Raw genomic sequence first — 14,430 nt, 5'->3', positions numbered from 1 at the left:
TCAAGGTAGTACTCCAAAGTCAAGGAACAAATCAATTTCGCTCTCAAGCGGCCCGATACGAATCGCGGCCTTGCGGAAGCGCGGCATTTTAGCTATGTGACCCCGGGTTTGCCTGTCGCAACAATATAAGGTTTGGGCGGGTGAGAGTGTAATTTTTCTAAACAGCGGGACGTAACCTTAAATGGCGCGCATCGTGATGAAATTCGGCGGCACTTCGGTAGCTGATCTGGAACGCATCTATAATGTGGCGCGCCACGTCAAACGCGAGGTCGAGGCAGGCAATCAGGTTGCTGTTGTCGTTTCGGCCATGTCCGGCAAGACCAACGAGCTGGTCGGCTGGGTGCAGAACATGCCGAAAGTATGCGGCGCAAGCTCGCCTTTCTATGATGCCCGCGAGTATGACACCATCGTCGCTTCCGGCGAGCAGGTGACGAGCGGCCTTCTGGCGATTGCGCTTCAATCCATAGGCGTTGATGCGCGTTCGTGGCAGGGCTGGCAGATTCCGATCAAGACCGACAACGCCCATGGCGCGGCCCGTATTCAGGACATCGACGGTTCGGAAATCATCCGCCGTATGGAAATGGGTCAGGTTGCCGTCGTTGCCGGGTTCCAGGGCATCGGCCCTGACAACCGTGTGGCAACGCTTGGGCGTGGCGGTTCAGACACCTCTGCTGTCGCCATCGCTGCCGGTGTGAAGGCCGATCGCTGCGATATTTATACAGATGTCGATGGCGTCTACACCACCGACCCCCGCGTAGAGCCGAAGGCGAAGCGTCTTTCGAAGATTTCCTTCGAGGAAATGCTGGAAATGGCATCGCTTGGTGCCAAGGTTCTGCAGGTGCGCTCGGTCGAACTTGCCATGGTGCACAAGGTGCGCACTTTCGTGCGCTCGAGCTTTACGGACCCAGATGCGCCGGGCATGGGTGATCCGATCAACCCGCCCGGAACCCTTATTTGCGACGAGGATGAAATCGTGGAACAGCAGGTCGTCACAGGTATCGCCTTTGCGAAGGATGAAGCTCAGATTTCGCTGCGGCGCGTGGCCGACCGGCCGGGCGTTTCGGCAGCCATTTTCGGGCCGCTCGCCGAAGAGCACATCAATGTCGACATGATCGTGCAGAACGTGTCGGAAGACGGCTCCAAGACCGACATGACCTTCACCATTCCGACGGGTGATGTCGATAAGGCGCTGAAGGTGCTGGACAAGGTCAAGGGCGAGATCGGCTTCGACAATATCCAGTCTGAAACCGGCCTTGCCAAGATTTCGGTGATCGGCATCGGTATGCGCAGCCATGCAGGCGTTGCCGCCACAGCCTTCAAGGCACTGGCCGAAAAGGGCATCAATATCCGCGCCATCACAACGTCTGAAATCAAGATTTCGATCCTGATTGACGGCCCTTATGCGGAACTGGCCGTGCGTACGCTGCACGCGGTCTATGGCCTCGACAAGTAAGCAGCCAGCTCAGATTCCATTTTGAAACATAATTGTATGCAGGGCCGCGCAGCCGAAAGGGTGCGCGGCCCTGCAACATTTTGCGAGCAGCGACTATTTGTTCTGGACGCGGGTGTCAAAAATGCTCACAAAGGGATTGGCGTAACGCTTCGCGGGCGGGTATTGGGAATCGGCTGGCGGAACGCACGTCAGCAATTTTGAAGGAGCCCCCGACGATCATGCGTGAGCTGACAACCGGTCCCCGCGTACTGCTAAAGCGGTTGCGCGAATTGATGGCAGAGCCGCTGGAACCGCAGGCGCGCCTCGACCGGATCGTTCGTGAAATCGCCCAGAATATGGTCGCGGAAGTCTGCTCCTTCTATATATTGCGCGCTGACGGCGTCCTTGAGCTTTACGCTACCGAAGGTCTCAATCCGCAGGCAGTCCACCTTGCCCAGCTTCGCCTCGGTCAGGGTCTGGTCGGCACGATTGCCGCAAGCGCCCGTCCCCTCAATCTGACCGATGCGCAAAGCCATCCGGCTTTCGCCTATCTGCCGGAAACGGGCGAAGAAGCCTATAATTCCTTCCTCGGCGTTCCCGTTCTACGCGCTGGCCGCACTTTGGGCGTTCTTGTCGTCCAGAACAAGACCAAGCGGGCATATCGGGAAGACGAGGTCGAAGCACTTGAAACCACCGCTATGGTCCTTGCCGAAATCATCGCGACCGGCGACGGTCTGCGTCTGGCCCGTCCGGGCATAGAGCTTGATCTCGGTCGCCCGATGAGTGTGACAGGACAGGCTTTCAACGACGGTATCGGCCTTGGCCATGTGGTGCTGCATGAGCCGCGCATCGTCGTCACCAATCTTTTCAACGAGGATAGCCAAGCCGAGCTGAACCGGCTGGATGAAGCGCTTGGCAGCCTGCGCATATCCATCGACGACATGCTTTCGCGCCGCGATGTGGCGGTGGAGGGCGAGCATCGCGAAGTGCTCGAAGCCTATCGCATGTTTGCGCATGATCGCGGCTGGGTGCGGCGTCTGGAAGAAGCCATTCACAACGGTCTGACTGCCGAGGCGGCAGTCGAAAAGGTGCAGAGCGACACGCGTGCGCGCATGGTGCATCTGACCGACCCCTATATGCGCGAGCGCCTGTCGGATTTTGACGATCTCGCGAACCGTTTGCTGCGCCAGCTCATGGGACGCGACATTAAGACCATCGCCGAATCGCTGGTCAAGGATGCCATCATTGTCGCGCGTTCCATGGGGGCTGCCGAACTTCTGGATTATCCTCGCGAGCGCTTGCGCGGTGTTGTTCTGGAAGACGGCGCCGCCACGAGCCACGTCGTGATTGTCGCCCGTGCAATGGGTATCCCGGTGGTCGGCCAGGCCAAGGGCATTGTATCCATGGCCGAAAACAACGATGCGGCAATCGTCGACGGCGATGAAGGCATCATGCATCTGCGCCCGCAGTCCGATCTGGAAACGGCTTATGCCGAAAAGGTTCGGTTCCGGGCGCGGCGTCAGGCCCATTATCGGGAATTGCGGGACAAGCCATCCGTCACGAAGGACGGCGTCGATATCTCGCTTCTGATGAATGCCGGGCTTCTCGTCGATCTGCCGCAATTGTCGGCTTCGGGTGCGGCGGGGATCGGTCTGTTTCGCACCGAACTTCAGTTTATGGTGGCCTCGACATTCCCGCGTGCCGAACAGCAGGAACGTCTTTATCGCTCGGTCATCGAGGCGGCAGGCGACAAGCCGGTGACTTTCCGGACGCTTGATATCGGTGGAGACAAGGTTCTCCCTTACTTCAGTTCGACCGTGCAGGAAGAAAATCCGGCGCTCGGCTGGCGCGCGATCCGCCTGACGCTCGACCGTCCGGGATTGTTGCGCACGCAGTTGCGAGCACTTTTGAAGGCGGCGGGCGGACGCGAGTTGAAAGTCCTGCTGCCGATGATCACGGAAGTCAGCGAAGTGAAGGCCGCACGCGAGATCATCGATCGTGAAGTCCGTCATCTGTCGCGGTTCGCTCATCAGTTGCCCATGGGGCTGAAACTGGGAGCGATGATCGAGGTACCGTCGCTGCTGTGGCAGCTTGAGGAGCTGATGTCGCTTGTCGATTTCATCTCCGTCGGTTCAAACGATCTGTTCCAGTTCCTGATGGCGACGGATCGCGGCAACTCGCTGATGTCGGGTCGCTTCGATCAGCTTTCGCCTGCATTTCTGCGGGCGTTGCGCTTCATCGTGGAAACCGGCAATCGCCACGGTAAATCGGTTACCCTGTGCGGTGAAATGGCCAGCAGGCCGCTTCCAGCCATGGCGCTGGTCGGCATCGGTTTTAGGTCGATCTCCATGTCGGCGGCGGCAATCGGCCCGGTCAAGGCCATGCTTGATGCGCTGGACGCAAGCAAGCTTACAGCCTTGCTGGCGGAAGAGCTGGATAAGCCGAACAGCGCGCATTCGCTGCGCGAAATGCTGATGAGATTTGCGGAAGACAACGATATTCCGTTATAGCGAAGCAGATCTAGAGCATTTCCAGCAAAGGTGCGAAGCGGTTTTGCGTCGGATAATGCGACAAAACAAATAGTTGGAGCATTTCCAACGGTTCAAAAAAAATAGGAAATGCTCTAACTGACTGAACGGTCGCGGTGCAGGATTGCGCGGCGTCCCGTTTTGCATTCTTGCACGCCGCTGATAATTTTTAGGACATGACATGATCGCATTGCCGCAGGACCGGATGGACCAGCTTTTGAAGCGGTTCTCAATGATCGAAAGCCAGATGGCCAACAATCCGGATTCGGAAACCTATGTGAAGCTCGCATCGGAATATTCCGAGCTGCAGGAGGTGGTTGGCAAGATTCGCGAACTGACCGACGCCCGCAAGGAAGCTGTCGATCTGGCGGCCATGCGTGACGATGCCTCCACGGATGCAGAGATGCGTGCACTGGCGCTGGAAGAGCTGCCGGGCGTGGAAAAGCGGATTGAAGGACTGGAGCAGGAAGTCCAGATTCTGTTACTGCCGAAGGACGCTGCCGACGAGAAGAACGCCATTCTCGAAATTCGTGCCGGTACGGGCGGTCTGGAGGCAGCACTGTTCGCCGGTGACCTGTTCCGCATGTATGAGCGCTATGCTGCCGAAAAAGGCTGGCGGGTCGAGCTGGTTTCGGCCAGCGAGGGCGATGCCGGTGGTTACAAGGAAATCATCGCCACCGTTTCCGGCAAGGGTGTGTTCTCCAAGCTCAAGTTCGAATCGGGCGTGCACCGTGTGCAGCGTGTGCCTGAAACGGAAGCTGGCGGGCGTATTCATACCTCGGCTGCAACCGTTGCGGTTTTGCCTGAAGCCGAGGATATCGATATCGAAATCCGCAACGAAGATATTCGCATCGATACGATGCGGGCGTCCGGTGCAGGTGGCCAGCACGTGAACACGACCGACTCCGCGGTTCGCATTACGCACATCCCGACCGGTATCATGGTCGTTCAGGCTGAAAAATCCCAGCACCAGAACCGCGCACGCGCGATGCAGATTCTCCGTGCACGCCTTTACGATATGGAGCGCCAGAAGGCAGAAACTGAACGTTCTGAATCACGTCGCAGCCAGGTCGGTTCGGGCGATCGCTCCGAGCGTATCCGCACCTATAATTTCCCGCAGGGACGCGTCACCGATCATCGCATCAATCTGACGCTCTACAAGCTCGACCGGGTTATGGAAGGTGATCTGGACGAACTGGTCGATGCGCTGATTTCCGATCACCAGACCGCACTTCTGACGGAACTGGGGCATTAGAGCGCGTTTCGATCTGATTCAAGCAGATTGGCCAGATCGGCGCTCTAGTTATTTGTTTTGAACCGCGCATCTTCTCCGAAAACCGTTTCACACTTTTCGGGATGCGCTCTAAGGGTGAGCGAAATGCGTCTCGACCGCCTGATGGCTGATGCACGGACGAGGCTTCGTGCGGCAGAACTGGATACGCCAGACCTCGATGCACGGCTTCTGGTCGAATGGGCAACCGGCAAGACGCGGCTCGATCTGATATCCGCACCTGAGCAATTGGTTGATTCTGCGGTAATCGAGACGCTTTCCGATGCGCTGGACCGCCGTGAAAAGGGCGAGCCGGTTCACCGGATCATGGGTGTTCGCGAGTTCTTCGGTCTGCCTTTCCGGCTCTCCGCTGCTACGCTTGAACCGCGTCCCGATACGGAAGTGCTGGTGGAGCTGGTCATTCCGGCGCTGGAAGCGCTTGCGGTGCAGAAAAACACGCTTGAACTCCTCGATATGGGAACGGGAACGGGCGCGATCATCATCTCGCTTCTGCATCGCTTCGAGCGCGCACACGGCATTGGTCTCGACATGGCTGAAGGCGCACTTGCAATGGCGCGAATCAATGCTGTCGCCAATGGTGTGGGTGACCGGTTCGCAGCGCTCAAAAGCGACTGGTTTGAAAATGTGAGCGGGCGATTTCATCTTATCGTCTCAAACCCGCCCTATATTCCGCATGAAGACATTGCGGGACTGTCGCGCGAAGTGCGCGAACATGACCCTTTGGCTGCGCTCGATGGCGGGTCTGATGGACTGAATTTCTACAGAGCCCTTGCACAGAAGGCAGCAGATCACCTATATAAACAAGGAATGGTTGCCGTAGAGATCGGCGCCGGACAATTCCAGGATGTTGAAGCGCTGTTCGAAAGCGCAGGTTTTTCCCTCGCAGGACATGCGAGTGACCTTGGCGGCCACAGAAGGGCCATGCTTTTCGCGTACAAATCAAATACGTAATTTTGATGCGGCGAACCGCTAAAAAACACTTGGAATTTGCGGCGAAGCCGTTTAGTTTCCGGCCACCGTATACAGCCAGAATGGTTTTGCCCGCTGATGGGCGGTGGCGGAAATGCTCCATGACGATTTTTGGTCATGCTCCCCGAAGGTTCTTTGGGGATGGCTTGTGCGGAAGTACACGACTTTCAAGCATAATCTCGAAGAGCGGAGCTTTTCGGAATGGTTATGCATTAATGCAACCGCGGAGTTTCGGTGACCCATAGAGGTACCTAACTCAGGAGCAGTCGATTTGTGGGAAGTTTTTAGGGCGTACTTCCTCCATGGCTCGATAGCGTGAAACCGGCAGCCTTTTGGCTGTGGAGTTTCTACGCCCTTTAATCTGAAAAGAGATGAATATGAGGCCAGCACAGCAGAACAGGCGCATGCGCGGACGGGGGAATAACAATAATAACAACAACAACCGCAAGGGCCCCAATCCTCTGTCGCGCAATTACGAAAGCAATGGCCCGGATGTGAAGATCCGCGGCAATGCGCAACATATTGCAGAAAAATACTCGGCACTTGCGCGGGACGCACAGGCATCTGGCGATCGCGTGATGGCAGAAAATTATCTTCAGCACGCTGAACATTACAACCGCATCATCATGGCGGCCATGGCGCAGAATCCGGTGCCGTTCCAGCGCGAGGAAACTTTCGACGATGACGGTGCGGATGATGAGGAAGCAGGTTTCACGCCTGTCGCAGCACAGCCACAGCCCGTCAACGGTTCCGGCCCGCAGCCGGTTATCGAGGGCACGCCTGCCGAGGTCGTTTATGGCGAAGATGGTGGCGAGCCGGTAAAGTCCGGTGAAGGTCGCCAGCAGCCGCGCGAGCGCGACAACCGCGATCGTCGTCTGGGTCGTGGTCGCCGTCCGCAGCGTGAGCGCTTCAACGCTGACGAGCGTTCTGACGAACAGCCGCAGGAAAAACAGGCTCAGCCGGTGGCTGAAGAGGCTCCGGCTGCAGCCGTGGTCGAGCAGGCAGCACCAGTGGCCGCCGAGGCCGCTCCTGTTGCCGATGCATCTTCTGCGGATGAGGCCGCGCCGCGTCGCGCCACGCGCCGTCCTGGTCGTCCGCGCCGCGCCGCCAAGGATAGCGGTGATGAGACGCCGGTAACGGAATCTGCGGATTCCGACGCCTGATCGTCCCTGTGTATCAAGTTAAAAATGGCGCGGTTTCCGCGCCATTTTTATTTGGTTCTTCAAGTGTCTGTAACCCTTGCCGAAACCCGGCCATCGTCCCATATGCTGTCTTGGAAAGAAGTCCGCCCAGTGTGGGGGCTTCGTCACCATACATCTTCTGGTGCCGCTTGATGGGCCGGAAGGCAAAGGAGACATCATGAATATCGAAAAATATACGGAACGCGTCCGGGGCTTTATCCAGTCTGCACAGACTTTCGCGCTGTCGTCCGGCAACCAGCAATTCACACCCGAACATGTGTTGAAGGTTCTCGTCGATGATGACGAAGGACTTGCCTCGTCCCTGATCGAACGCGCGGGCGGGCGCATTGCCGATGTGCGTATCGGCTTGCAGAATGCGCTCGAAAAGCTGCCCAAAGTGTCGGGTGGCAACGATCAGCTTTATTTATCGCAGCCGCTTGCCAAGGTCTTCTCGCTTGCCGAGGAGCTTGCCAGCAAGGCCGGTGACAGCTTCGTCACCGTCGAGCGCCTTCTGATGGCGCTGGCGATGGAAAAATCCGCAAAGACGTCTGAAATTCTTTCCGCTGCCGGTGTGACCCCGACGGCGCTCAACAAGGTCATAAACGATATGCGCAAAGGCCGCACCGCCGATTCGGCGTCCGCTGAAAGCAATTATGATGCGTTGAAGAAATATGCCCGCGATCTGACCGAGGATGCGCGCGCAGGCAAGCTTGATCCGGTGATCGGTCGCGACGAGGAAATCCGCCGCACGATTCAGGTTCTGTCGCGCCGCACCAAGAACAATCCGGTTCTGATCGGCGAGCCGGGCGTCGGCAAGACCGCAATCGCGGAAGGTCTGGCGCTTCGCATCGTGAATGGCGATGTGCCCGAATCCTTGAAGGACAAGCGGTTGATGGCGCTCGATATGGGCGCGCTGATTGCCGGTGCCAAATATCGCGGTGAGTTCGAAGAGCGTCTGAAAGCAGTACTTTCGGAAGTGCAGACGGCTGCCGGCCAGATCATTCTCTTCATCGATGAAATGCACACGCTTGTCGGTGCAGGCAAGTCTGATGGCGCGATGGATGCATCGAACCTTTTGAAGCCTGCTCTTGCACGCGGTGAATTGCACTGCGTTGGCGCGACGACGCTGGAAGAATACCGCAAATATGTCGAGAAGGACGCAGCGCTTGCCCGTCGTTTTCAGCCGGTATTCGTTGATGAACCGACCGTCGAGGACACGATTTCGATCCTGCGTGGCCTGAAGGAAAAATACGAGCAGCATCACAAGGTGCGTGTTTCGGATTCGGCTCTGGTTGCTGCGGCAACCTTGTCGAACCGTTATATCACCGACCGTTTCCTGCCCGATAAGGCCATTGATCTCGTCGATGAGGCGGCATCGCGCCTGCGCATGCAGGTTGATTCCAAGCCAGAAGAGCTGGATGAAATCGACCGTCGCATCATGCAGCTGAAGATCGAGCGCGAAGCGCTGAAGGTTGAAACCGATGCTGCTTCCAAGGATCGTTTCCAGCGCCTCGAAAAGGAGCTGACTGATCTGGAAGAAGAATCGGCGGAACTGACGTCGAAATGGCAGTCTGAAAAGCAGAAGCTCGGACTTGCTGCTGATCTCAAGCGCCAGCTTGAAGAGGCACGTAATGCTCTCGCCATTGCACAGCGAAGCGGTGAATTCCAGAAAGCGGGCGAACTGGCCTATGGCAAGATTCCGCAGCTGGAGAAGCAACTTGTCGAAGCCGAAAGCCATGAAAACAAGGGCTCTCTGCTTGAAGAGACGGTTACGCCCGACCACGTGGCACAGATCATCTCACGCTGGACCGGTATTCCGGTTGACCGGATGCTGGAAGGCGAGCGTGAGAAGCTGTTGCGCATGGAAGACGAACTTGCGAAGCGGGTCATCGGGCAGGGCGAAGCTGTCCAGGCCATCTCGAAGGCGGTTCGCCGTGCGCGCGCCGGGCTTCAGGACCCTAACCGGCCTATCGGCTCGTTCATCTTCCTCGGCCCAACTGGTGTCGGCAAGACGGAGCTGACCAAGGCGCTCGCCGCGTTCCTCTTCCAGGACGACACGGCCATGGTTCGTATCGACATGTCGGAATTCATGGAAAAGCATTCCGTGAGCCGGTTGATCGGCGCGCCTCCCGGCTATGTCGGCTATGAAGAAGGCGGCGTTCTGACGGAAGCCGTTCGGCGCAGACCCTATCAGGTGATCCTGTTCGACGAGATCGAAAAGGCACATCCGGATGTGTTCAACGTGCTGTTGCAGGTGCTGGACGACGGACGCCTGACCGACGGACAGGGTCGCACGGTCGATTTCCGCAATACGGTCATCATCATGACCTCGAACCTCGGTGCCGAATATCTCGTCAATCTTGGCGAGAAGGACGATGTCGAGTCGGTTCGTGAGGAAGTAATGGGCGTGGTGCGGGCTGCCTTCCGTCCGGAATTTCTGAACCGTGTCGATGAAATCATCCTGTTCCACCGGCTGCGCCGTGAAGACATGGGTGCGATTGTCGATATTCAGATGCAGCGTCTCCAGATGCTTCTGACCGATCGCAAGATCGTGCTGCAGCTGGAAGACGATGCACGCGAATGGCTGGCCAACAAGGGCTATGACCCGGCTTATGGCGCGCGTCCATTGAAGCGCGTCATTCAGAAAGAAGTTCAGGATCCGCTCGCCGAGCGCATCCTACTGGGCGACATTCTGGATGGTTCCATCGTCAAGATTACCGCCGGTTCGGACAGGCTCAATTTCCATCCGATTCGCGGTGCGCTTGAGGATGAAGGCCAGAAGATCGACGAGAGCGCCTGAACGTTCAAGAGTTGAGATCATTGGGCGCCGCAACCGGATAGGTTGCGGCGCCATTTTCATATTTGGCCTGACAAGTTTTCCAGCTTTCCTTCGATGTTGGCCATTTTCATGTCCAGTTCATCTGGCATCTGCTTTATCAGCTAATCGGTTGTTAACCATATTCGCGGCATCCATGGTCTCTCGATCACCCAGGGCATTCTTCATGGCGCATTACACACGCATGCTTCGTTTCGCTTTGTTTGCTTCCGTCGCGGTAACTGCCGTCAACGGTACTGCGCGCGCGGAGGAGGGCAGTTCTGCAGTGGCTACCGAACGCCCGGTACAGCTTGCACAGCTTTATGATCCGGGTGAAGAAATCTATCATGATCGCCGGGTACGGGTCTTTATCGACCAGTATGGCCGCCGCGTTACCATGGATCGTCGCGGGCGTATTCTCAGTGTCGAGGACGCCAATAATTATGACCCGAACGCTTATGACCGTCGGGTTCGCCGCGCACCGCAGCCAGACGACAACTGGACACTCGATGGTCCAGTCGACGGTGGCGCTCCCTATGACGGTTTCGGCAACGTGCCCGAAGATCCGAACTATTACCCGGACGCTCCGGCGGCACCGCAATATGGCGGCAACCGTGATGGACAGGTGCAACGGTCGGAACTGCCTCCGGCAGGCGATCAATATCCTGATAATACAAACACCAATTCAGCCAGTGCCAATCCCGGTTATGATGGCCAGCAGGATTATGGCCAGCCGGGTTATGAACAACCAAGGGGTGTTCCCAATCCGAGTGACATGGCTCCGGCAATCGAAATGCCGAAAGGGCAGGGTGCAAAGGAAAAGATCGCAGCCTATCAGATTCTGCTCGACCGCGCCGGTGCATCGCCCGGCGTCATCGACGGTCGTTCGGGCAGCAATGTCGACAAGGCGGCTGCCGCCTATGGCGAGCTGACCGGAAAGTCGATCAATCCGACAGACGAAGCGGCGGTCAATGCGGAACTTGAAGCCACAGGTGGCCCAGCCTTCACCGAATACACCATCACCAACGAAGACGTGGGACGGCAATACGTTGCTTCTATCCCGGAAGATTATGCCCACAAGGCGCAGCTTCCGGCGATGGCGTATACCTCGGTCACCGAAATGCTCGGTGAAAAGTTTCATATAGACGAAGCCTATCTGAAAGAGATCAATCCTGGGGTGAACTTCAACCAGCCGGGCTCGATCGTAAAGATTCCGAACCTCGGCAAACCTGTCAGGACCAAGGTTGCCCGCATCATCGCCGACAAAGGACGCAAGCAGGTTCGCGGTTACGATGAATCGGGCAAGCTGGTCGTTGCCTATCCCTCGACCATTGGCTCGTCGGACAATCCGTCACCTTCCGGCGTTGTTCAGGTCGAGCGTATCGCGATCAACCCGAACTACACCTACAATCCGAAGATCAACTTCAAGCAGGGCAATAATGATAAGGTGCTGACCATTCCGCCTGGGCCAAACGGGCCGGTGGGAACAGTCTGGATCGCGCTTTCCAAGCCGACCTACGGCATTCACGGTACGCCCGAGCCATCGAGAATCGGCAAGACGTCAAGCCATGGCTGTGTGCGATTGACCAATTGGGATGCGGAAGAGCTGGCAAAGCTGGTGAAAGCTGGCGTAACGGTCGAGTTTACCGAGTAAGCATTCCAGTGAATTCAAAGAGAAAGGCCGGGGCGTATCTCCGGCCTTTCTCTTTATCAGCTCTTCGTCGATCCGTTCGAGGCAAGCTTGGTGCCGTTGTCATCACTGTTCAACAGAGTGTCGATGCGATCCCGTTCCTGCTTGAAGGCTTCGAGCTCCTTGCCCGAAAGCGCCTTGTTATCCGGTAGACGAATGCGCAGCGGATCGACCTTGGTGCCGTTCACGATCATTTCGTAGTGAAGGTGAGGACCGGTCGAAAGACCCGTCGACCCCACATAGCCGATCACTTGTCCCTGCCGCACACGCGCACCGGCGGTAACGCCGCGGGCGATGGCGTTCTGGTGGCTATAACTGCTCACATAACCATTGGCATGACGAATCAGGGTCTGGTTGCCATAGCCATTGGTCCAGCCTGCCTTTTCCACCACGCCATTACCGGAGGCGATGATCGGCGTGCCGCGCGGTGCGGCCCAGTCCACGCCGGTATGCATGCGGCTATAGCCAAGGATCGGGTGGCGGCGCATGCCGAACGGTGAGCGGAAGACACCATTGGGAACCGGATTGCGGAGCAGGAACTGTTTCGCGCTCTTGCCGTCGCCGTTGAAGTAGTCGACGCTACCGTCCGGAGCCTGATAGCGATAGAATTTGCGGGTCGTGCCGCCGAAATTGGCCGAAACATAAAGAAGCTGCGAATCGGCTTCCGGTTTGTCGGGATCGTCCGGCAGCGAGAAGAATGCGTCGATCTGGTCACTCGGTGCAAGCCGTGACTGCAGGTCAACATCGCTTGCGAGCATCTTGACGAGCTGTTCGCGCATCGTCTCCGACATGCCATAGGCGAGCGCGGCCCGGCTGATCCCGTCATAGACACTGGGTAGATTACCCCGAATGGCCGTAGGCAGGGCATTGCCATCGAAAGCCGTCTGCAGAAGCGGGGTCTGTTCCGGTTCGTCGGACGGAATATATTGTCCCCTGTCGTTGAGGGCGACCGTCACCAGATGCGTGGTGCGATTATAGATGCTGGCGCGCACGATGCGGTCCGTGCCATCCTGTGTCTCGGTGCCGACACGCAAAACGCTGCCTTCCTTGAGGCGCGGCGAGTTCATCAGCTTGGCAAGCGAGTGGGCCATGTTCTCGGCATCGTCGCCGGTATAACCGGCGTCCTCAAGCGCCTGCTTGATATCGGCTGTCTGGCGGAAAGGAATCAGTTCTTCCGAAAAGCCTTCGCCAACCGTCTCGTCATCGCCGCGCTGTGCGACACTGACATTCTCCTGTGTAATCTTCACGCCAAGCGCGGGACCAAGCGCGAAAGGCGAGTCCGTGCCGCCGAAACGAGCGGGATCGACATAGTGGAGCGATGCAACCTGCACGTCGCCGTCGGTCAGAAGACCACCGGTATCCCGCACAACCTTCTCGACCTCATCCACTGTCAGGTCGCTGGATGCATCGAATGTCGTACTGTTCATCGGAAAATCGACAACACGCAGACTGACTTCGCTTTCGACCTTGGCGCCGTAAATCTGACCGGCATCGGCAGGCTGCGGTGCCGCAGGTCCTTCCGAAAACACGGTCAGGGCGTTGAAAGCAGGATATTTGCGGCTGGTCGGGTGATCGACGGCGAGAGCCATGCGGACAAATTCGAATGGTCGCGTGCGAATAACTTCGCGTTCACCCACTTTCTGCATCGTCGAAAGATCGAAACGGCGCCGGTCGCGCGCCTTTTGCTGAGAGACGGTGCTGACAAGACGTCCGCCCTTGGTAACAGCGGCTTCGTCGGTCGCACCGGGCATGTCGTTACGGGCAAGGATTTCAGGCGGGGTCGCCAGCTGTTCGCGCCCGTCCAGAGCGGCAAACAATGCAACGCCGATCAGCATGCAGGACGTAACGCCGGTCAGGAAGGTTCCAGCGAGCCAGCGGGCAGAAACTTCACGACGATCTGGTGGCCGCCGCCGTCCGCCTACACTGAGCGGGGGCTCGTCACCCGGATCGAGATTGTTCGGCCCCATCTCTTTCATACTGCTGTAGCCGGTCCTTCTTTATAACTGACCGCACAAAACGTGCTTGAAATCGTTTGTCGGAAAAGCGGACAAACCGCCAATCCGGTATTAAGGTGTCTTCCATTCTGTCGGAAGGCTCCCAAACGGGCATGTGAGTTTTGCCTGCCGAAGAAACGTAAGTCAACGACAAGCCTGCCAGACAACGATTTCCACAATCGCTTGCAAAGTATGGGTCATTGTCGGTTTCTAAAGTTTCGCGGAAATTATTTGGGCAATAAGGCCGGTTTAAGGCCCTCCCAAGTGCGGTTGGTGCAATGAGTGCACTATAATATAAGGCAAATACGTGGAAATCCGACGGCTTGTGGAAAGTTGTCAAAAAAACATCAAAAAACTTCATTGTCGCTGTTGACAGATATGAGGTGTCACCCCTATATACGCCTCCACAACGAGGGCGGCGACGCTGCTAGCGGCAGGTTGGTTCGTCCCTTGGGTTGGTTGAAAGTGTTTGACGGCGACGTTGGGTGTGAGTAGATCGGCGATGTTAGCGGGATGAGAATTCTGTTAAT

General features: G+C 57.3%; 8 protein-coding genes. 7 read left to right on the top strand and 1 reads right to left on the bottom strand.

Annotated elements, in window-relative coordinates:
• Positions 1-181 precede the first annotated feature (181 nt).
• The 7 genes from FG152_RS02870 (at position 182) to FG152_RS02840 (ending at position 11,870) form a co-directional block, all read left to right on the top strand.
• Positions 182-1,453, top strand: a complete 1,272-nt coding sequence (locus tag FG152_RS02870) for an aspartate kinase (RefSeq protein ID WP_010657494.1) — start codon at positions 182-184, stop codon at positions 1,451-1,453.
• A gap of 218 nt (positions 1,454-1,671) precedes the next feature.
• A complete protein-coding gene (gene ptsP / locus FG152_RS02865) occupies positions 1,672-3,942 on the top strand; it encodes a phosphoenolpyruvate--protein phosphotransferase (RefSeq protein WP_010657493.1) in 2,271 nt (756 codons plus the stop codon).
• 199 nt (positions 3,943-4,141) lie between these two features.
• Entirely contained in the window at positions 4,142-5,215 is a 1,074-nt protein-coding gene (prfA, locus tag FG152_RS02860; protein ID WP_010657492.1) for a peptide chain release factor 1, read from the top strand.
• 123 nt (positions 5,216-5,338) lie between these two features.
• Complete coding sequence (gene prmC, locus FG152_RS02855; protein WP_036563219.1) at positions 5,339-6,202, top strand: peptide chain release factor N(5)-glutamine methyltransferase; 864 nt, start codon at positions 5,339-5,341, stop codon at positions 6,200-6,202.
• Positions 6,203-6,597: 395 nt separating this feature from the next.
• Complete coding sequence (locus FG152_RS02850; protein ID WP_029375796.1) at positions 6,598-7,383, top strand: DUF4167 domain-containing protein; 786 nt, start codon at positions 6,598-6,600, stop codon at positions 7,381-7,383.
• Positions 7,384-7,579: 196 nt separating this feature from the next.
• Positions 7,580-10,201 (top strand): ATP-dependent chaperone ClpB, encoded by a 2,622-nt coding sequence (gene clpB / locus FG152_RS02845; protein WP_010657489.1) that lies wholly within the window; start codon positions 7,580-7,582, stop codon positions 10,199-10,201.
• A 202-nt stretch (positions 10,202-10,403) separates the two neighbouring features.
• The gene (locus tag FG152_RS02840; protein WP_029375795.1) at positions 10,404-11,870 is read left to right on the top strand and encodes a L,D-transpeptidase; all 1,467 of its coding nucleotides are present in this window, start codon (positions 10,404-10,406) and stop codon (positions 11,868-11,870) included.
• A 56-nt stretch (positions 11,871-11,926) separates the two neighbouring features.
• On the opposite strand, the gene FG152_RS02835 is transcribed toward FG152_RS02840, so the two are convergent.
• A complete protein-coding gene (locus FG152_RS02835) occupies positions 11,927-13,882 on the bottom strand; it encodes a M23 family metallopeptidase (RefSeq protein ID WP_010657487.1) in 1,956 nt (651 codons plus the stop codon).
• Between the last annotated feature and the right edge of the window lie 548 nt (positions 13,883-14,430).

It is taken from the genome of Ochrobactrum sp. XJ1 (assembly GCF_024701725.1).
Lineage (GTDB): Bacteria > Pseudomonadota > Alphaproteobacteria > Rhizobiales > Rhizobiaceae > Brucella > Brucella anthropi.
This window is presented reverse-complemented; position numbering and strand designations above follow the sequence as displayed.

What these genes read in the sequence shown, in the direction of transcription:
- FG152_RS02870 (WP_010657494.1), top strand. Translation starts at nt 182, where the DNA reads ATGGCGCGCATCGTGATGAAATTCGGCGGCACTTCGGTAGCTGATCTG.
- ptsP (WP_010657493.1), top strand. Translation starts at nt 1,672, where the DNA reads ATGCGTGAGCTGACAACCGGTCCCCGCGTACTGCTAAAGCGGTTGCGC.
- prfA (WP_010657492.1), top strand. Translation starts at nt 4,142, where the DNA reads ATGATCGCATTGCCGCAGGACCGGATGGACCAGCTTTTGAAGCGGTTC.
- prmC (WP_036563219.1), top strand. Translation starts at nt 5,339, where the DNA reads ATGCGTCTCGACCGCCTGATGGCTGATGCACGGACGAGGCTTCGTGCG.
- FG152_RS02850 (WP_029375796.1), top strand. Translation starts at nt 6,598, where the DNA reads ATGAGGCCAGCACAGCAGAACAGGCGCATGCGCGGACGGGGGAATAAC.
- clpB (WP_010657489.1), top strand. Translation starts at nt 7,580, where the DNA reads ATGAATATCGAAAAATATACGGAACGCGTCCGGGGCTTTATCCAGTCT.
- FG152_RS02840 (WP_029375795.1), top strand. Translation starts at nt 10,404, where the DNA reads ATGGCGCATTACACACGCATGCTTCGTTTCGCTTTGTTTGCTTCCGTC.
- FG152_RS02835 (WP_010657487.1), bottom strand. Translation starts at nt 13,882, where the DNA reads ATGAAAGAGATGGGGCCGAACAATCTCGATCCGGGTGACGAGCCCCCG.